The organism is uncultured Pseudoflavonifractor sp., from assembly GCF_944387275.1.
GTDB classification, from domain to species: domain Bacteria; phylum Bacillota; class Clostridia; order Oscillospirales; family Oscillospiraceae; genus Pseudoflavonifractor; species Pseudoflavonifractor intestinihominis.
Genome location: NZ_CALXEG010000026.1, coordinates 24,332 through 43,355, shown reverse-complemented (window position 1 = coordinate 43,355; position 19,024 = coordinate 24,332). Strand labels below are relative to the sequence as shown.

The following is a 19,024-nucleotide window of genomic DNA, read 5'->3' as shown; positions in this document are numbered from 1 at the left end:
GACACCTCCATTGCTGGCTGATTTCATTCACGCCAGAGTCTGTAAACCAAAGTGCGAAAAATTCTTGACACTACCCGCCCTTGGGGGGCTTGTCCACCGTGTAGCCGTTGACGGTGAGATGGGCAACCTGGGCGCCCAAGTCGTCGGTGACGTCTACGGCGTACAGGCAGGTGGTGCGGCCCGCCTTCAGGCACTTGGCCTCCGCGATGAGGGTCTTGCCCCGGGAGGGAGAGAGAAAAGTGACGGATACCTGCTGGGTGACCGTGATGCGCTGGCTGTGGCCGTTGGCGGCCACGGCAAAGGTGAAGTCCGCCAGGGTGAAGATGGTGCCCCCCATAGGGACGGAGTTGGCGTTGAGGTGGATGGGGCGGATGGGCATGGAACAGACGGCGTGGCCGGGTTCGGCAAGGTCGATGATCACGCCGGCGGCCTCCGTGGCAAAGCGGTCGCCGGAAAAGCAGGCGCGGATCTGGTCGAGGGTGGGCATGGAGAGCACCCCTTTCTGAAGAATTTTGCACAGGTGTGGTCTGTGCGGTGGATAAATTATAGCAAGTACAGCAGAGAAGCACAACCGGTTTTTGCGGCTCCAGGCCGCCTGTGTCCCACACGTATTTTCCTGACAGGAAATATTTTTCCATCTCAACAAGAAAAATACCGCCTTCAATCCGGAGAAAAAGGGCGGTATACTGAGGGCACAAACAAGAGAGGAGTGAGCACATGAAAGTGTGTCTGGCGGAGAACATCCGCATGCTGAGAAAAGAGCGGGGACTGACCCAGGAGCAGCTGGCCGAGGCCATGGGGATCACGGTGGGGACGGTGTCCAAATGGGAGACGGGCAGCTGTATCCCGGACGTGTCCCTGATGATGGAGCTGGCGGAGTTTTTTGAGACCAGCGTGGATGTGCTTCTGGGGTATGAGCGGCAGAGCACGGCCCTGGAGGACAGGCTGGAGCGGCTGAAGACCCTGCGCAGGGGCAAACATTACGATGAGGCCCTTCGGGAGGGGGAGAAAGCCCTGCAGAAGTACCCCAACAGCTTCCGGGTGGTGTACGAGTGCGCCCAGCTCTGCCAGGTGGCGGGGATAGAGCTGGGGGACGGCCAGATGCTCCGGCGCTGCCGTGAACTCTTCCGGCGGAGCCTGGGCCTGCTGGACCAGAACCGGGACCCGGAAATCGGGGAAATCTCCATCCGTAACGACATTGCGGCAGCCTACCTGAGCCAGGGGGAGCGGGAGAAGGGGATTGCCCTGCTGAAGGAGAACAACACAGCGGGCATCAACAACATGGCGATTGGAAACGAGCTGGCCATGGACGAGGCCACCAGTGAGGAGGCCCTGACCTACCTGTCCAAGGCGCTGATGGACGCCGGCAGCCAGCTGGTCCGATTCGCCATTGGCTACAGCAACGCCTGTCTCCACCTGGGCAGAGCGGGGGATGCCCTTGCCTTCACCCGGCTGCTGCTCCAATTCCAGGAGGGGCTGAAGAAGCCGGGCAAGATCTCCTATCTGGACAAGGTCAGCGTCATGCTCCTGACGCTGTGCGCCTTCTCCAGCCTGGATATGGGGGATGGAGAACAGGCGGAGGAATATCTCCGGCAGGCCAGGGATCAGGCCGCCCGCTTTGACGCAGCGCCCGACTGCACACTGGAGAATGTGCGCTTCATCGTCCCCAGCCAGAGCGCCGCCTATGACGACTTCGGCGCCACAGCGGCGGACGGCGTCCGGCAGCTGCTGGAGGAGAACCGGGAGGAGTACCCGAGTCTGCTGAAGCAGTGGGAAAAGCTGAACCGGGAGGGAGAATGACGCAGAAAGGCCGGGTCCCTGAGCGGGACCCGGCCTTTTGAATCAGAGGAAACGGAAGAAGAACAAGTAGAGCACCAGCAGGAACACGGCGAGCACGCCGATGAGCACCGGGATGAACACAGCCAGCGCGGCCAGGATCATGGCCAGACGGTCTTTTTTCTCCAGGGGCAGCTCTTCCCGCTCCTTATCAAACCGCTCCTCGGCCTCTTTGACGTTCACGACCCGGTTAATTTTTTTCCCAAAGAGCACGGGAACTCATCCTTCCTTTTTGTGCAGGGGGAAGTGGCAGGCCACATAGTGGTCGTTGCCCACGTTGGTCCACTCAGGGACCTCCTCCTTGCACTTCTGCTGGCAGTAGCGGCAGCGGGTGTGGAACTTGCAGCCGGAGGGGGGATTGACGGGGCTGGGGATGTCGCCCTCCAGCAGGATGCGCTCCCGCTTGTCCTCCTCGTCCACCACGGGAATGGCGGAGAGCAGGGCCTCGGTGTAGGGGTGCAGGGTGTTGGCGAACAGCTCCTCCGTGGGGGCCAGCTCCACCATGTTGCCCAGGTACATGACGCCGATGCGGTCGCTGATATACTTCACCACGCTCAGGTCGTGGGTGATGAACAGGTAGGTGAGGTTCTGCTTCTCCTTCAGGTCGGACAGCAGGTTGAGGATCTGGGACTGGATGGACACGTCCAGAGCGGACACGGCCTCGTCGCACACCACAAAGGCGGGGTTGAGGGCCAGGCTGCGGGCGATGCCGATACGCTGCCGCTGGCCGCCGGAGAACTGGTGGGGGTAACGGCCGAACATATAGGTGTCCAGGCCGCAGTTCTCCATGACCTTGAAGATATAGTCCCGCATGGCGGGGTCGCCACGCTTGAAGATACCGTGGGACACCAGGCCCTCACCGATGATCTGGCCCACCGTCATACGGGGGTTCAGGGAGGAGTAGGGGTCCTGGAAGATGAGCTGCAGGTCCTTGCGCAGCACCCGCATCTCCTCCTTGGGCAGCTTCTTCAGGTCAATGTCCTTGCCGTCCTTGTGGTAGATGACGTCGCCGTGGGTCTGGGGATAGAGCTGCAGCAGGGTGCGCCCGAAGGTGGACTTGCCGCAGCCCGACTCGCCCACCAGGCCCAGGGTCTCGCCGGCGTAGATATCCAGCGAGATGCCGTCGTTGGCGCGGACGTAGCGCTGCTTCTCCCGCAGCTTGGTCTTTTTTACCGGGAAATACTGCTTCACGTCCCGGACGGTCAGCAGCACTTTTTTCTCATTCTCCATGTTCTGTCCTCCCCGCCTTCTCCGGGTAGAAACACCGGACTAGATGATTGGGCGCGACCTCCACCAGCTCGGGCTCGGCCTGCCTGCACTTCTCCGTGCAGTACTTGCAGCGGGGGCCGAACTTGCAGCCCTTGGGCAGGTACAGGGGGTTGGGCACCGCGCCGGGGATGGCCTCCAGCCGCTTGCCCTTGGGGGTGTTGAGCCGGGGGATGGAGGTCATCAGACCCTCGGTGTAGGGGTGGGAGTGGACTCCCTTGTGGAAAATGGTGTACGCGTCGGCCTTCTCCACGATCTGGCCGCAGTACATGACGGCCACCTCGTCGGCCATCTCATGGATGACGCCCAGGTCGTGGGTGATGAACAGGATGGAGGAACCCGTCTGCTGCTTGAGCTCGTTCATCAGCTTGAGGATCTGGGCCTGGATGGTCACGTCCAGGGCGGTGGTGGGCTCGTCGGCGATGAGGAGCTTGGGCCGGCAGGCCAGGGCCATGGCGATCATGACGCGCTGGCGCATGCCGCCGGACAGCTGGAAGGGGTACTGCTTGGCCACCCGCTCCGGGTTGGGGATCTTCACGTCGGAGAGCAGGGAGACGGCCTTGGCGTGGGCCTCCTTCTTGTTCATGTGCTGGTGGAGCACCAGGACCTCGCCGATCTGCCGCTCAATGGTGAACACCGGGTTGAGGGAGGTCATGGGCTCCTGGAAGATCACGGAGATCTCGTTGCCCCGGATGTGGTGCAGGTCCTTGTCGGACGCGGCCATGATATCCTGGCCGTCAAAGGTGATGCTGCCGCTCTCGATATAGCCGTTTCCGTCCAGCAGACGGATGATGCTCATGGCGGAAACGCTCTTGCCGGAACCGGACTCACCCACGATGCCCAGGGTCTTGCCGGCCTCCAGGCTGTAGGTCACGTCGTTGACCGCCTTCACGATACCTTTCTTGGTGGTGAAGTAGGTGTGCAGATTTTTTACTTCAAGCAGACTCATATCCGGTTCACCTCTCTTTCGACTTGGGATCGATGGCGTCCCGCAGGCCGTCGCCGATGCAGTTGATGCTGATGGTGCAGATGCCCAGCATCAGGGCCGGGAACACCCAGCGCCACCAGTAGTTCTCGATGACCTGACCGTTCTGGGCGCCGGTGAGCATGTTGCCCCAGGTGGCGTTGGGCTCGTTGACGCCGAAGCCGATGAAGGACAGGGAGGACTCCGTCAGCATACAGGTGGCGAAGTTCAGGGTGGCGTTGACAATGATGACAGTGATGATATTGGGCAGGATGTGCCGGAAGATGATGCCGGACTCCTTGACGCCAAGGGACTTGGCGGCGGTGACGAACTCCTGCTCACGCTCGGCCAGCACGCTGCCGCGGACCAGACGGGCGATACCGGGCCAGGACAGCAGGCCCAGGATACACATGATCAGGATGATGCGCTGGGTCTCGCTGATGCTGTTGCCCAGAATGGACGACAGGATGATACAGAAGGGGAGGAAGGGGATGGAGGAGACGATCTCGGTCAGACGCATGAGCAGGTTGTCCACCTTACCGCCCTTGTAGCCGGACACGCCGCCCACAATGATGCCGATGATGGTGGAGATGATGACGGAGATGGCGCCCACGGTCATGGTCATACGGCCGCCCACCAGAATACGGCGGAACAGGTCACGGCCAAAGGCGTCGGTGCCCATCAGGTAGCCCTTCAGGCCCCAGGACACCACGTTGCCGTCCTCCTGGATGGCGTAGTTGGCGTAGTAGCCGGCGTCCACGGAGACCACGGAGGTGGCGCTGCTGGGCGCGGAGGCCTGGCCGTGGGTGTTGTCGCCCCAGCTGACCACGCTGCCGTCCTTGAGGATGGCGGTGTAGTGATAACGGCCGGCGGAGATGGAGGCCACCTGGCCCTGGATCTCCTCGGGCACGTTGAGGGACTTCTTGATGTTGTTGCCCCAGGTGTACACCCGGCCGTCGGAGGTGACGGCGGCGGCGCTCTCGTCGGTGATGGCCAGGTCGATCACGTTGCCCTGGATCTCCTCGGGGATGTTGGTGTAGGCGGAGGCCTTGGTGGTCAGGGGCACCACCTCGCCGTCCTTGGTCAGCACCATGACGATGTTGGTGCTGGCGGCGAACTTGTCGATGTTGCCCTGGACGCCCTCGGGGTAGGTGATGCGCAGCAGGTACTCGCTGCCCCAGTTGTACATCTTGCCCTCTTCGGTGAGAGCCAGAGAGATCTGGTAGCCGGCCAGGATCTGCTTGATGTTGTTGCCGCCGGTGCGCAGGTCCATGGGGATGTTGCTCAGACCCATGCGGTCGTTGCCCCAGGTGAAGACCTGGCCGTCCTCATTCACGGCCACCACGTGGTCCAGACCGGCGGAGATCTGCACCAGCTTGCCGGTCTCGCTGGAGCTGGGGATGTTCTTCAGCTTGTCGTTGGGGAAGGTGCCCCACTCGTAGACGTTGCCGTCCTTATCCACGCCCACGGAGAAGGAGCTGCCCACGGACATGTCCTGGGCGTTGCCCTGGAGGCCGTTGGGCACGGTGATCATGCCGAAGCCGGGGGCCACGTTGGACTGGGTCACGTCCTGATAGTACAGGTCGATGGGGAAAAAGTAGGGCAGGATCACGCAGCACAGGAAGATAAAGACGAACAGGATTACGCCGGCCATGGCGATCTTATCCCGGACAAAGGAGTGGAGCACCATCTGCATGGGGCTCTGAAGGACCTCGTCCTCCTCCTGAGGGAGACTGCCCACCACCATGCGCTGGGCCGCCATGGAGGCGGTGGAGCGGCGGGTGGATTTTTTCTTTTGATTTCGCATTGTCTTCCCTCCTTTAATTCTCGAGTCGGACACGGGGATCCACGATGGTGTAGGCCACGTCCATGATCACGTTGCCGGCCAGGGACAGCACCACGTAGAACATCTGCATGGTGAGCACCACGGCGAAGTCACGCTGGAGCAGGCCGTCGATGAGCATCTTGCCCAGGCCGGGCCACAGGAACACGGACTCGATGACGATGGAGCCGCCGAACAGGCCGATGACCCACCAGGTGGTGATGGTAACAATGGGGATCAGGGCGTTGCGGAAGGCATGGATATAGATGACGGTCTTTTCCCGCAGGCCCTTGGCGCGGGCAGTCTTGATATAGTCCATACGCAGCACGTCGATCATGGCGGCGCGGACATAGCGGGTGATGCCGCCTACGCCGGACACGGCCATGACCAGCACGGGCAGGACCATGTGCCACGCCATATCCAGGAACGCGCTCAGGCCTGTGGCGTCCAATCCGGCGGATTTAACGCCGCTGATGGGGAATATGGGGAACTTGACGGCCAGCAGGAAGATGGCCAGCAGGGCTACAATGAACTGGGGCAGGCTGTAGCCCACGATGGTGAGCACCTGGACGGCCTTATCGAAGACACCGTTCTTCCGCACTGCGGTCACAATGCCCAGCGGGATGGCGATGATGAACACCACGATCATGGTCAGCACGTTGAGCAGCACCGTGTTGGCCATGGGGGCGCCGATGATGTTGATGACCGCCTGCTTGTACTGGGTGGAGTAGCCGAAGTTGCCGGTCAGCATGTTGCCCATCCAGGCCAGATACTGGATCGGCAGGGGCTTGTCCAGACCCAGATTGGCCACTGTCTTGTCGTACAGGGCCTGGTAGGCGTCCGGCTTCATGGTGGTCTTGCTGTCGCCCAGCATGATGTCCACCGGGTTGCCGGGCATGGACTTATAGATCGCGAACATCAGGATGGAAATGATAAAAAATACAAAAACGATATACACCAATCGTTTCAGTAAATATCTTCCTTTTCCCATTCACCTTTCCTCCGTTTCAAATTTATGGGATCGGGGCTCCCGTTTACCGTGGGATATGGCTTGTCTGTATTGTGTCCATTCCCAGGGAAATGCGGCATGAAAAGGGGTATGCGACATTTCCCCGGGAATGCCCAAATACCGGAAAACCGGCGGAACCCGCGCGAATGTGCGGGGTTCCGCCGGATATTTCGGCTTAGGCCTCTACCCAGGCATCCAGGACAGCGCGGGACCACTCCCAAACGGAGGTGGAGTACCAGTCGTGGAGCTTATTGGAGTAGAAATCGTAATACTCGTCGGAATACAGGGGGATATCAGGCAGCTTGTCGTTCCAAACCGCGATGAAGTTCTGCCAGGCGGACAGCCAGGCCTCGTTATCGTCATAGGGGATGGTCTTCAGAGCCTCAGCGGCGGCAGCCAGCTCTTCGTCGGCGATCCAGTTGCTATTGTAACCGCCCTGCATCCACACGGGATCGGTGGAGTAGTAGTACCAGGGGGAGCTGGCCAGAGCAAAGCCGGTGGCCAGGTTGTACATGTTGTAGATCTCACCGGAGTGGTCGACACCGGCCAGCATGGTGGGGAAGTCGGTGGTGGTAGCCTTCAGCTCCATACCGGCCTCGGTCATGGCCTCGGGCAGCATGGTGGCCAGCAGCTCGGACACGGGGTTGTTGCTGGTGTTGCACCACTGGATGACCAGGGGCTTCAGCTCGCCGTTGACGTCCTTGTAGCGGGTGCCGGTGCCGGAGTAAGCGCTGCCGTCAGCGTTCAGGGTCCAGCCGTCCTCCTCAAGGAGCTTCTTGGCCTCGTCAATGTTCTTCTCATAGGTGTTCAGGTTGGCGTCGATCCAGTCCTGAGACTCCTGGTACTCCCACTGAGCCAGGCCGTAGTAGGAGTGGACCACGGAGGCGTAGCCGCCGCTGTACTGATAGGCGAACTGGTTGCGGTCCAGGCAGTAGGCAATGGCCTTACGGACGTTCTCGGAGTCGGTGGGGAACTGGCTGCAGTCGAACTGCACCTTGCCGTAGCCGTTGCGGAAGAAGGTGTTGTCCTGAGCCTCGCCGGCCTCCACCAGATTCAGACCGGCGTCGATGGTGTCGGCGCCGGAGCACTGGAACAGCAGATCAACGGAGCCGGAAGCCAGCTCGTTCATCATGGTGTCGTTCTTGACGGTCTTGATGATGATCTTCTCGATCATGGGCTTCACGCCGCGGTAGTCACCGGCGTAGTTGGGGTTGACAACCACAACGCCCTGACGGCTGGAGATGTCATAGGAGTCGAACAGGTAGGGGCCGCAGGTGACGGTGGGGTTGTACCGGTAGCCGGTGGTGGGGTCGTTGATGGTCTTCAGGAGCAGATCAGAGGTGAAGTCACCGGTGATCATAGCGCCCTCGGGGGCATCCACCACGTCGCAGCCCGGGGCAATGACATGCATGGGGCGGGGAGCGGCGGAGGCGTAGGTAATGTCGTAGTGGTAGGGCAGCTCGGAGGCGCTGACAGTGACGGAGTAGGTCATGTCGTCCACCAGGTGGACGCCGGCGAAGTTCTTGGTGTTGCCGTCAAAGTAGTCCTGATAGCCCACCAGGGGATAACCGGCCTGGCTGGGATAGCCGTCCACAGCGTTCATCTCGGGGCTGCTCTCCAGCAGCAGCTGGAAGACATAGTCCTTGGCGGTGATGGGAGTGCCGTCGCTCCACACCAGGCCGTCGTTGATGGTGACGGTGTAGGTCTTGGTGCCGTCCTCGTTCTCCACTTCCTCGTGGCTGGCCACCACGGTGGGATCGTAGATCCACTCGCCGTCGATGTCGGAGGTGATGGTGCCGTAGCCGTGGATCAGGTCGTACAGCTTGTAGTTGGTGGCGTTGTTGTTGAAGCTGGTATCGTAGAAGTCGTTCTCCAGGTCGGTGGTGGTGCCGATGATCAGCTGGCCAGTGGGCTCGGTGGGCTTGGTGGCCGTCTCATCGGCAGTCTGGCTCTGAGAGGGCGAAGCGGGGGGATTGCTGGCAGAGGGGTTGGTGGTCACCGTCTGCTGGCCGCAGGCAGCGAGCGAGAGAACCGTGGCGCCTGCCAGCAGGAGGGACAGCAGCTTTTTCTTTTGCATTTTTCCGTCTTCCTTTCCTGTCTGATTAGGAGCTAGCGCTTGTTACGGAGGTCCGCGGCCGGCGGAAGGCTCCGCCGGGCCGCGGGATGCTCCAATAAAAGCTTGTCTATTTTATCAAAAAACCACCGGATAATCAAGAGGAACTGAAATATTTGCGAAAAAAGTATCAAGCGGGGTTAAAAAGCAGCAAGATTTTGATATCTCGAACTTAGAAGAAATATCTCTGTATGGTGGAATAATGTCCGCATTACAGCTGCATAAGCTGCTCCATCTCCCCGATAAGGGTGTCAAAAAGTTTCAAAGCGTCGGCGATGGGAGCGGGGGAGGAGATGTCCACGCCGGCGCCCTTGAGCAGGGACACGGGGTCGGTGGAACAGCCGCCGCTGAGGAAGTGGAGGTAGTCCTCCACCGCCGGGCGGCCCTCCCTGAGGATGCGCTGGGACAGGGCGATGGCGGAGGCGAAGCCGGTGGCGTACTGATAGACGTAGAAGTTGTAGTAGAAGTGGGGGATGCGGGCCCACTCCAGGGCGATCTCGGGGTCGGCCTCGATGTCCTCGCCGTAGTAGAGGCGGTTGAGCTGGGCGTACTTCTCGTTGAGGGCCTCGGCGGTGAGGGGCTGGCCCTTGCCGGTCTGCTCGCTGCACCACAGCTCGAACTCGGCGAACATGGTCTGGCGGTAGAGGGTGCCGCGGAACTGCTCCAGGAAGTGGTTGAGCAGGTAGGCCCGGCGCTTGGGCTCGGTGGTCTTGCTCAGCAGGTGCTGCATCAGCAGGGCCTCGTTGCAGGTGGAGGCCACCTCGGCCACAAAGATCTTGTACCCGGCGTAGGTGACGCTCTGGGTGTGGTTGGACAGATAGGAGTGGAGGGCGTGGCCCATCTCGTGGACCAGGGTGAACACGTCGTCCAGGGTGTCGGTGTAGTTGAGCAGCACGTAGGGGTGCACGCCGTACACGCCCGCGGAGTAGGCGCCGGAGCGCTTGCCCTGGTTCTCGTACACGTCGATCCAGCGGTTGTCAAAGCCCTCGTTGATGACCTTCAGGTAGTCCTCGCCCAGGGGGGCCAGGGCCTCGCGGGCCATGTCCTTGCCCTGCTCGAAGGGGATGCGGGCGTCCTCGTCGGCTACGATGGGGGTGTAGAGGTCGTAGTAGTGAAGCTTGTCCACGCCCAGCAGCTTCTTGCGCAGGCGCACGTAGCGGTGCATGGCCCCCAGGTTGTCGTGGACGGTCTGGATCAGGTTGTGGTAGATCTGGGGGTCCACCTCAGTCTCGGCCAGGGCGGCGTGGAGAGCGGAGGGGTAGCGGCGGGCGTCGGCAAAGAACTGCAGCTGCTTCATCTGGGCGCTCAGGATGGCGGCGCAGGTGTTGCGGAACTGGCCGTACACGCTGTAAAGGGACTGGAAGGCGGACTTGCGCAGGGTCCGGTCGGCGGACTGGAGCAGGGAGACATAGTTGCCGTGGGTGACCGGGTGGGTCTCGCCCTTGCTGTCCACCGCGTCGGGGTAGGTCATGTCGGCGTCGTTGAGCAGGGAGAAGATGTCGTCGGGGGCCTGGCCCATCCGCTCGGCGGAGGCCAGCAGGGCCTCGCACTCGGGGGAGAGGGTGTGGTCCTTCTTGCTGCGGATGCGCTTGAGCATGAGCCGGTAGTGGGCCAGGGCGGGCTCCTGGGCGTAGAAGGACTCCAGGGTGGCGTCGTCAATGGCCAGCAGCTCGGGGGTCTGGAAGGAGAGGGCCTGGCTCAGCTCCACCAGAAGGTTCTGGCACTGGGCGCTCATCTCCTGGTAGACGGCGTTGCGGGTGTCCTCGTCGCTCTTGCGGAAGGCGTAGGAGATGACCCGGTCGCCCTGGAGATCGATCTCGTCCTGGAGCTTGAGGAAGGCCAGAAGGGTGGCGGCGCTCTCCGCCAGACGGCCCTGATATCCGGACAGGCCGCTCACCAGGCCGCGGAGGCTGTCGTAGGCCTCACGCCAGGCCTGGTCGCTGGGGTACAGGTCGGTGATGGCCCAGGTGTTGGCAGGGTCCACCTGACTGCGGGTGGGAAGGGTATGTGCCATAGCTGATGACTCCTTTGCTATTAAAATATAAGGGGATGCGCGCCTGTCTTACGGGCGCAGCATGGAATAGTATACCACACAATGGCTTGTCCTGCCATGGCGTCAAGACATACAAAACAGGAAAAGCGGAAAAAAGCAATATATGTAATAAGGTATAAAAAAGTGGGGAATAAGTCGGGGAAATACCATAAAAAGGAGAAAAAAGAAAAAGAAAGGCGCACACACCGCCATATACGGTGTGCGCGCCTCAGAGACGGGGAGAGATCATTGCGCCCCGTGGGGGCAGTCAGGCGGGGGCAGCAGGCCGGGCAGCTCATCCCGCATGCGCAGCAGGTCGCCGGAGTCCTGCTTGATCCAGCAGGAGATCAGCGCGCCGTGGACCAGGGTGAAGAGCACCAGGCTGCACCGCTCGGCCAGAGCGGGGGAGTACCCGCAGGCCATCAGCTTGTCCCGGTAGAGCTGCTGCCACTCCTCATACACCTGCCTGGCCTGCCGGGCCACCTCCTCGCTGATGTACACCGACTCCAGCCCCATGAAGGTGATGACCAGGGACTCGAAGCGGTGCTCCCTGCTGAACAGGGAGGCCAGCCGCTCCAGCATGGCGCGGAAGACGGTGAGCGCGTCGTCGGAGACCGAAAAGATGTGGGTCTGGATACCGGCGGCCATCTGGTCGTAGGCGAAGCGGATGACCTGGGCGGCCAGTTGTTCCTTGCCGCCGGGGAAATAGTAGTAGAAGGAGCCCTTTGGGATGCCGCACGCGGCCACGATCTCGGCGATACCGGTGCCCGAGTAGCCGTTGTGGGAGAAGAGCTCGGCGGCGGCCCGGAGAATGCGCGTCTTCTTATCTGTACTGCGGTCCAAGGGGCAGACCTCCTCTGTGTGTGGATTCACATTAGGTTAACACGGCGGGGGTCGGGTGTCAATGACAGAGGAAAAGAGAAAAGGCGCCCCGGAGCGGATGGCTCCGGGGCGCCTGGGACTGTGGATGATGCGGGGGAAGGGGCTCAGCCCTCGAACACGGTGTTGCCGGTGACGGCCAGACCGGCGTTGTGGCCGCTGGTCATGGCCCAGCCGAAGAGGGAGCCGGTGGCGTAGATGTCGCCCACCACGCCGCCGACCACCTCACCGGCGGCGTACAGGCCCTGGATGGGCTGCCCGTCGGTGTCCAGCACCTGCATGCTGTTGTTGATACGCAGGCCGCCCAGGGTGGCGTAGTAGCGCAGGTTCATCTCCACGGCGTAGTAGGGGCCGTCGCCCATGGCGGTGGTGACCTTGCGGCCGAAGTCGGCGTCCTCACCGGCGGCCACAAAGCCGTTGTACCGCTCCACCGTGTCGGTCAGGGCGCCGGCGGGGATATTCACGATGGCGGCCAGGTCCTCCAGGGTGTCGGCGTGGGCGAACACGGGGGTGGAGGTGCCGTTGGCCTCCAGCCACTCATCCAGCTGCTCCTGGGTGAAGTTGTGGGAGGCGATGCAGGTCTGGGCGTAGGTCTCAAAGGAGGCCGCGTCCATGATCAGGTAGGAGTGCTGGTTCTGCTCCATGCCGGCCTTGATGTCGTTGGCGCTGCCCTGCTCGTTGACAAAGCGGACGCCCTGGTCGGACACCAGGATGGAGCCGGTCTTGTTGTACATGGCCAGGCAGCCCTGGAAGGTGTGCTGGCCGCGGCCGTCGGGCAGGACGATGCTGTGGGGCTGGATGTTCACCTTGTCCAGGTTGAAGGAGTCGGCGCCGATGGCGGTGGCCATGTTCAGGCCGTCGCCGGTGGCGGATACAGCGCCGGCGTAGGGCAGGCTGGTGACCGACTCGGGCAGCATGTCAGTGTTGGCGCCGTAGCCGCCGGTGGCCAGGATGACGCTGTTGGCGGCGATCTCATAGGGGGTGCCGTCGGCGGCCAGGGCCTTCACGCCGGTGACAGTGCCGTCGGTGACCATCAGCTCCTGGGCGGGGGTCTCCGTCATGATCTCCACGCCCAGGCCGGCCAGCTTCTCCTGGAGGGCGCTGATCACGCCGGCGCCGCCGCCGTCGGGGGAGAAGGTGCGGCCGTAGGAGTGCTCGGCGGAGGGGGAGGGCTCGGTGTTCTTGTAGGGCAGGGCCGCGCCGTCCTCGGCCACCAGCCAGTCAAAGGCCGCGCCCTGGGTGTTGGCGTACAGCCAGAGGGTGCGGGCGTCGCTGAAGAAGTGGCCGTTCTTCATGATGTCCATGAAGTAGGCCTCGGGGCTGTCCTCAATGCCGTAAGACTGCTGCCACTGGCTGCCGGTGGCGTTGGTGCCGCCGCCGGCCATGGCGGACGCGCCGCCCACCATGGCCATCTTCTCCAGCACCACCACGTCGGCGCCGTTCTGGACGGCGGTGAGGGCGGCGGTCAGGCCGGCGCCGCCGGCGCCCACCACCACCACGTCGGTGCTCATGGTCACGGTGTCCTTGGTCTCGCTCTCACCGGTCTGGCCCTGGCCCAGGGAATCGGGGTCGGCGCCGGAGGCGGTGATGGCCTCCCGCACGGCGGTGAGGAAGCCGTCGCTGGTGTAGGTGGCGCCGCTGACGCCGTCGATGTTCACGCTCTGGGCGCTGAGCACCTTGTCCACCAGGGTGGGCAGGGCCGCGCCGCCCACGCTCTCGGTCTCGGACTGCTCCACCACCTCAATGTCGGTGATGGCGGTCTCGTCCACGGTGACGGAGACCTTGATGTCGCCGCCGTAGCCCTTGCCGGTGCCCTCGTAGGTGCCGGGGGTAAACACAGCGGTGACGGAGCCGGTCTCGCTGGGCTCGGGGGAGGCGCTGCCGCTGGGCTGGCCAGAGGCCTCCGGCTGGGCGGTGCAGCCGCTCAGCAGCAGGGCGGCAGTCAGCGCGCCCGCCAATAAGGTGCGAATGTGCTTCATTTCATGTATCCTCCTCTATATTTTTTGTGGCCATAAGTTATATAGACGAACGGTCAACTAGTAATATAGCAGATTGTGATTGATTTGTCAATATCCCGGAAGGGCCGGGAGACAAAAAATGGAGGCGCAGCAAAACAGACATAATTGTGTTATGCGACACAAAAGCGGGATTTTCAGGCCCTGTTGCCCTTTACTTTGACAGAAGGTATGTGATACAATGGCGAAGAATCCACATAACCTTGGTTTTAATATGCTGTCATGTCGTTTTTAAAACGACCAGTTTACAGGGAGGACCGCACATGGAAGAGATAGCAGAACTGAAGCGGCGCCTGGCCGAGGAACGGCCCCAGGAGTGGGACGCCTTCCCGGATATCGGTCTGTACATGGACCAGATCATCTCCTATATGCCCCGTCAGCTCATCCACTTCGGCGACGAGGACAGCCTGACCTCCGCCATGGTGAACAACTATATCAAGGACGGCATGCTGCCCCGGGCGGAGGGCAAGCGGTACAACCGGACCCACCTGGCCTACCTGACCGCCATCTGCGCCCTCAAGCAGGTGCTCTCGGTGCGGGACGCCAGCCGCCTCATCGGCTCTGGGGTGGAGTTCCCCGAGAAGGACACCAGAGACCTGTACGAGTATTTCCGCCGGGAGCTGGACCGGGCCCTCACCGAGACGGCGGAGAGCCTGGACGAGAACCTGACCGAGGACCGGCTGCCCGCCCTTGCCCTGGGCCTGGCCCTGCGGAGCTACGCCGACAAGCTGGCCTGCCAGCGGGTGCTGGACATCATCCAGTCCAAGCACCCCCAGGAGGAGGCCAAGGGCAAGGAAAAGAGCAAAAAGTAAATACAGGGAGAAATATCTGCCCTGTGTTATTACAGGAGGTATCAACCTATGAGCGAATATGTGATCGTCACCGACTCCTCCGCAGACCTGAGCGCCGACCTGGTGCGGGAGCTGGGGGTGGAGGTGCTGCCCCTGTCCTTCACCGTAAAGGGACGGACCTACCACAACTACCCCGACAACCGGGACATGGACCCCAAAGAGTTCTACCGCATGCTGCGGGGGGGAGAGATGGCCACCACCGCCGCGGTGAACATGGCCGACTATACCTCCGCCCTGGAGCCCATTCTGGTCAGCGGGAAGGACGTGCTGGTGCTGGCCTTCTCCTCCGGCCTGTCCGCCACCTACCACTCCTCGGTCACGGCGGTGAACGAGCTGCGGGAGCAGTTCCCCCAGCGGAAGATCTTCACCGTGGACACCCTGTGCGCCTCCATGGGCCAGGGCCTGCTGGTGTATCTGGCCGCCAAGAAGAAGCAGGCCGGCGCCACCATTGAGGAGGTGCGGGACTGGACCGAGGAGAACAAGCTGAACCTGTGCCACTGGTTCACCGTGGACGACCTCCACTTCCTCAAGCGGGGCGGCCGCATCTCCGCCGCCACCGCTGTGCTGGGCTCCATGCTCCAGATCAAGCCCGTGCTCCACGTGGACGACGAGGGCCACCTCATCAACATGGGCAAGGCCAGGGGCAGAGGGGCCTCCCTCACCGCCCTGGTGGACCACATGCAGGAGACCGCCATTGACCCGGTCGATCAGGTGGTGTTCATCAGCCACGGCGACTGCCTGGCCGACGCGGAGAAGGTGGCCGACGACGTGAAGAAGCGCTTTGGCGTGAAAGAGGTCGTCATCAACTACGTGGGTCCGGTCATCGGCGCCCACTCCGGCCCGGGCACTCTGGCCCTCTTCTTCCTGGGCACCAAGCGGTAACGGTCACAATCAGAACACACATGCGCCGGACAGGCCCTGTTTCTCTTGCAATCCCGGGGGATTTCTGAGAAAATGGGCTTGTCCGGCGATGATTTATGCCCGGCGGAGGCCGCCGGGGGAAAAGGAGCGAATACAATGGATGACAGATGGCTGGAGGTGTCCATCGACACCACCGACGCTGGTATGGACGACCTGGCCGCCTACCTGACCGCCTTTGATCTGGGCGGCCTGGTGCTGGAGGACGAGGCCGAGTTCCAGGCCTTCCTGGAGCAGAACAGGCAGTACTGGGACTATGTGGACGAGGACCTGATGGAGCGGATGAAGGGCGTGGCCCGGGTGAAGTTCTACGTCACCGACGATTCCCACGGCCATGAGAAGCTCTCCCGCATCACCGAGGGCCTGGCCGCCCTGCGGGAGCGCTGCGGCGAGGAGCTGGGCACGCTGGCCGTGCGCACCGCCGGACTGCGGGAGGAGGACTGGGCCAACAACTGGAAGCAGTTCTACAAGCCCCTCACCGTGGGAGAGCGGCTGTATATCGTCCCCGAGTGGGAGAAGGGGGAGACGGCCATCCCCGAGGGCCGCACCGCCCTGTACCTGAACCCGGGCCTCATCTTCGGCACCGGCACCCACGCCTCCACCCAGCTGTGCCTGGGGGGCGTGGAGGAGTTCGTGAAGGCGGGGGACCGGGTGCTGGACCTGGGCTGCGGCAGCGGCATATTGTCCATCGCCGCCCTGTGCCTGGGGGCGGAGTACGCCTTCGGCGTGGACATCGACCCCAAGGCGGTGGGCGTGGCCTACGAGAACGCCGCCATGAACGGCATCGGACAGGACATCTACACCGTCCGGGCGGGCAACGTGCTCTCCGACAGGGCCCTGTGCGCCGAGCTGGCGGAGCGGAAGTGGAACCTGGTGCTGGCCAACATCGTGGCCGACGTGATCATCCCCCTGTCCGCCCAGGTGCCCGGCCTGCTGGCCGAGGGCGGCGTGTTCCTCTGCTCGGGCATCATCGACACCCGGGCCGACGAGGTCCAGGCCGCCATCCAGAGCCGGGGCATGAAGATCATCCGCAGATGGGAGAAGAACGGCTGGGTGGCCCTGGCCGCTGCCATGTAAAAAACAGATACCAAGGCGCACGGCGGAAAAAATTCCGCCGTGCGCCTTTTTACGCCATTTTCCAGGGGCAAAATTCCAGATAAAAATTACTTGACAAAGTCATATAACCGGAATATACTTGACCAAGTCAAGTAAAGGAGGACGACCACATGATGCAGTCGCTGGCATTTCACGTATCCGTCCTGCGGAAGGACTTTTCCAACTACTGCGGCGAGAAGCTGGGGGAGATGGGCCTGACCCCCGGCCTGCTCTACTTTGTCACCTACGTGGCCCGGCACCCGGGGTGCAGCCCCAAGGAGCTGGCCCGGGCCCTGAAGATGGACAACGGCCACACCGCCCGGTCCATCACCAAGCTGGCGGAGGGGGGCTTCCTGGTGCAGGAGCCCAACCCCAAGGACAGGCGGGCCCACGTGCTGAAGCTCACCCCCAAGGGGGAGGAGGCGGCCCGGAAGAGCCGGGAGCTGTTCTACCGCTGGGACGAGGAAGTGACGGCTGTGCTCACCCCGGAGCAGCGGGAACAGCTCATGGCCCTGATGGCGGCTCTGTCCGCCAGCCGGGGCGGGAACGCGCTGACCATCCCCGGCGAGGGGAAGGACAGCCAGACCTGACCCACAGGCCGGGACAGCACCCGGCCCATCCATGGAGGAAATGAAAATGTACGAGACTATGTTCCAACCCATCACCATCGGGGGCCTGACGCTCAAGAACCGCATCGTCTTTGCCCCCACCACCCTGGGCCTCTCCGAGGAGGAGTACCGGGAGAAGATCAGGGCCATCGCCGCGGGCGGCTGCGCCATGGTCATCATCGGCGACGTGCCCGTGGGCCGTCACGGCCCCATGTCCCTCTACAGCCGCAAGGGCTTTGCCCACTACCAGGCCCTGTGCCGGCTGGTCCACCAGCAGGGCTGCCTCATCTGCGCCCAGCTCCACCAGTCGGACAGCGATTTCAAGGCCATGATCAAGTATATCCCCGGCATCCTCACCAAGCGCATCTCCATGGAGGACCTGCGCCCCCTGCTCAACCAGCAGGCCTCCAAGCTGGTGACCGAGATGTCCGCCGACAGGGCGGCGGAGATCGCCGCCTCCTTCGGGCCGGCGGCGGTCCGTGCGGCGGAGGCCGGGTTCGACATGGTCCAGGTCCACGGGGACCGGATGTGCGGCAGCTTCTCCTCCGCCCTGATGAACCACCGCACCGACAAGTACGGCGGCAGCCCCCAGAACCGGGCCAGATTCGCCGTGGAGGCGGTGACCGCCGTGCGGAAGGCGGCCCCAGGCATGGCCATTGACTACAAGCTGCCCGTCCGGCAGGAGAACCCCCACTACGGCAACGCCGGCGTGCTGGTAGAGGAGCTGCCCGTCTTTGTCCCCCTGCTGGAGCGGGCGGGGGCGGACAGCTTCCACGTGACCCTGGCCAACCACGCCAAGCTCACCGACACCATCCCGCCCAAGAACCACCCGGAATTCTCCGCCGAGGGCTGCTTCCTGCGGTACTGCGACCAGGTGCGGCAGTACACCGCCCTGCCCCTGTGCGGCGTGGGCGGCCTGACCGACCCGGACTTTGTGGAGGAGCAGCTCGCCTCCGGGCGCATTCAACTGGCTGCCATGAGCCGCCAGCTCATCGCCGACCCCCAGTGGCCCAACAAGGTGGAGGCGGGGCGGCTCAAGGAGCTGCACCGCTGCGTGCGCTGCAACAAGGCCTGCCTGGGCGGCATGCAGCAGCACAAGGGCGTCCACTGCATCTACGACAAGAAAAACTGACCTGACCCGGCACATGGAACCGGGAAAATAACCAAAAGGAGTAATTTTACATGAATAAGAGTACAAAGATCTGGCTCTGGGTGGCGCTGGTCCTCTGCGCCGCCACCACCGTCATGAACGCCTTCTACGGCCGCGCCCTGTCCGTGGTCATCGCCGTGGTGTCCCTGGCGGGACTGTGCATACTGCTCTTCGCCCGGAAGAAGGCGGGCTATGTGCTGATGTGCGTCTGCTACGTCCTGTCCTTCCTGGTGGGCGTGTCCCAGGGCCTGACCGGTGCGGCCAACGTGGCGGCCGCGATTATCATGTCCTTCATCGGCGCCGTGCTGGTGCCCGGCATCACCTGGCTGTTCCTCCGCCGGGACTGGGCCGCCCTCAACTGAATCAAAGGGATCACAGACCACCGCCGGAGGATTTTCCCTCCGGCGGTGGTTTTTTGCCCGGAGCTGTGGTAGAATGAATGGGAATTGCGAGATTGGAGGGTGAG

17 protein-coding genes are annotated in these 19,024 nt (G+C 62.7%); 7 read left to right on the top strand and 10 right to left on the bottom strand.

Features of this window, described 5'->3' with window-relative positions:
- Nucleotides 1-70: 70 nt before the first annotated feature.
- The gene (locus Q0K23_RS08040; RefSeq protein WP_294520425.1) at nt 71-487 is read right to left on the bottom strand and encodes a PaaI family thioesterase; all 417 of its coding nucleotides are present in this window, start codon (nt 485-487) and stop codon (nt 71-73) included.
- 230 nt (nt 488-717) lie between these two features.
- Between Q0K23_RS08040 and Q0K23_RS08035 the strand changes: the two genes are divergently transcribed.
- Nucleotides 718-1,800: a helix-turn-helix transcriptional regulator gene (locus Q0K23_RS08035; protein WP_294520422.1), complete on the top strand. Its 1,083-nt coding sequence runs from the start codon at nt 718-720 to the stop codon at nt 1,798-1,800.
- A 42-nt stretch (nt 1,801-1,842) separates the two neighbouring features.
- Here the strand turns inward: Q0K23_RS08035 and Q0K23_RS08030 are convergent, their stop codons facing one another.
- The 9 genes from Q0K23_RS08030 to Q0K23_RS07990 all read right to left on the bottom strand — a co-directional run bounded on the left by Q0K23_RS08030 (nt 1,843) and on the right by Q0K23_RS07990 (nt 13,900).
- A complete protein-coding gene (locus Q0K23_RS08030; protein WP_294520420.1) occupies nt 1,843-2,049 on the bottom strand; it encodes a hypothetical protein in 207 nt (68 codons plus the stop codon).
- Nucleotides 2,050-2,055: 6 nt separating this feature from the next.
- Nucleotides 2,056-3,066, bottom strand: coding sequence for an ABC transporter ATP-binding protein (locus tag Q0K23_RS08025; RefSeq protein WP_294520417.1), 1,011 nt, complete (start codon nt 3,064-3,066; stop codon nt 2,056-2,058).
- Complete coding sequence (locus tag Q0K23_RS08020) at nt 3,056-4,051, bottom strand: ABC transporter ATP-binding protein (protein WP_294520413.1); 996 nt, start codon at nt 4,049-4,051, stop codon at nt 3,056-3,058. Before Q0K23_RS08020 ends, Q0K23_RS08025 begins: the two co-directional genes overlap by 11 nt.
- A 7-nt stretch (nt 4,052-4,058) precedes the next feature.
- Nucleotides 4,059-5,873 (bottom strand): ABC transporter permease subunit, encoded by a 1,815-nt coding sequence (locus Q0K23_RS08015; protein WP_294520410.1) that lies wholly within the window; start codon nt 5,871-5,873, stop codon nt 4,059-4,061.
- Between the two features lie 13 nt (nt 5,874-5,886).
- The gene (locus tag Q0K23_RS08010; RefSeq protein WP_294520407.1) at nt 5,887-6,879 is read right to left on the bottom strand and encodes an ABC transporter permease; all 993 of its coding nucleotides are present in this window, start codon (nt 6,877-6,879) and stop codon (nt 5,887-5,889) included.
- Between the two features lie 193 nt (nt 6,880-7,072).
- On the bottom strand, nt 7,073-8,974 hold the full coding sequence (locus Q0K23_RS08005; RefSeq protein ID WP_294520403.1) for an ABC transporter substrate-binding protein: 1,902 nt from the start codon (nt 8,972-8,974) through the stop codon (nt 7,073-7,075).
- A gap of 247 nt (nt 8,975-9,221) precedes the next feature.
- Nucleotides 9,222-11,024 carry an oligoendopeptidase F gene (pepF, locus tag Q0K23_RS08000; protein WP_294520400.1) on the bottom strand — a complete coding sequence of 601 codons (1,803 nt, stop codon included), beginning with the start codon at nt 11,022-11,024 and terminating at the stop codon, nt 9,222-9,224.
- 264 nt (nt 11,025-11,288) lie between these two features.
- Nucleotides 11,289-11,885, bottom strand: coding sequence for a TetR/AcrR family transcriptional regulator (locus Q0K23_RS07995; protein ID WP_294520397.1), 597 nt, complete (start codon nt 11,883-11,885; stop codon nt 11,289-11,291).
- A 143-nt stretch (nt 11,886-12,028) separates the two neighbouring features.
- Nucleotides 12,029-13,900: an FAD-dependent oxidoreductase gene (locus tag Q0K23_RS07990; protein WP_294520394.1), complete on the bottom strand. Its 1,872-nt coding sequence runs from the start codon at nt 13,898-13,900 to the stop codon at nt 12,029-12,031.
- A 299-nt stretch (nt 13,901-14,199) separates the two neighbouring features.
- Between Q0K23_RS07990 and Q0K23_RS07985 the strand changes: the two genes are divergently transcribed.
- The 6 genes from Q0K23_RS07985 to Q0K23_RS07960 all read left to right on the top strand — a co-directional run bounded on the left by Q0K23_RS07985 (nt 14,200) and on the right by Q0K23_RS07960 (nt 18,920).
- Nucleotides 14,200-14,748 (top strand): DUF1836 domain-containing protein, encoded by a 549-nt coding sequence (locus Q0K23_RS07985; protein WP_294520391.1) that lies wholly within the window; start codon nt 14,200-14,202, stop codon nt 14,746-14,748.
- Nucleotides 14,749-14,796: 48 nt separating this feature from the next.
- Complete coding sequence (locus tag Q0K23_RS07980; RefSeq protein ID WP_294520389.1) at nt 14,797-15,669, top strand: DegV family protein; 873 nt, start codon at nt 14,797-14,799, stop codon at nt 15,667-15,669.
- Nucleotides 15,670-15,804: 135 nt separating this feature from the next.
- Entirely contained in the window at nt 15,805-16,782 is a 978-nt protein-coding gene (prmA, locus tag Q0K23_RS07975) for a 50S ribosomal protein L11 methyltransferase (protein WP_294520384.1), read from the top strand.
- A 149-nt stretch (nt 16,783-16,931) separates the two neighbouring features.
- Entirely contained in the window at nt 16,932-17,390 is a 459-nt protein-coding gene (bilQ, locus tag Q0K23_RS07970; protein ID WP_294520381.1) for a bilirubin utilization transcriptional regulator BilQ, read from the top strand.
- Between the two features lie 46 nt (nt 17,391-17,436).
- Complete coding sequence (gene bilR, locus Q0K23_RS07965; protein WP_294520379.1) at nt 17,437-18,540, top strand: bilirubin reductase; 1,104 nt, start codon at nt 17,437-17,439, stop codon at nt 18,538-18,540.
- A gap of 50 nt (nt 18,541-18,590) precedes the next feature.
- A complete protein-coding gene (locus Q0K23_RS07960) occupies nt 18,591-18,920 on the top strand; it encodes a hypothetical protein (protein ID WP_294520376.1) in 330 nt (109 codons plus the stop codon).
- Nucleotides 18,921-19,024 lie beyond the last annotated feature (104 nt).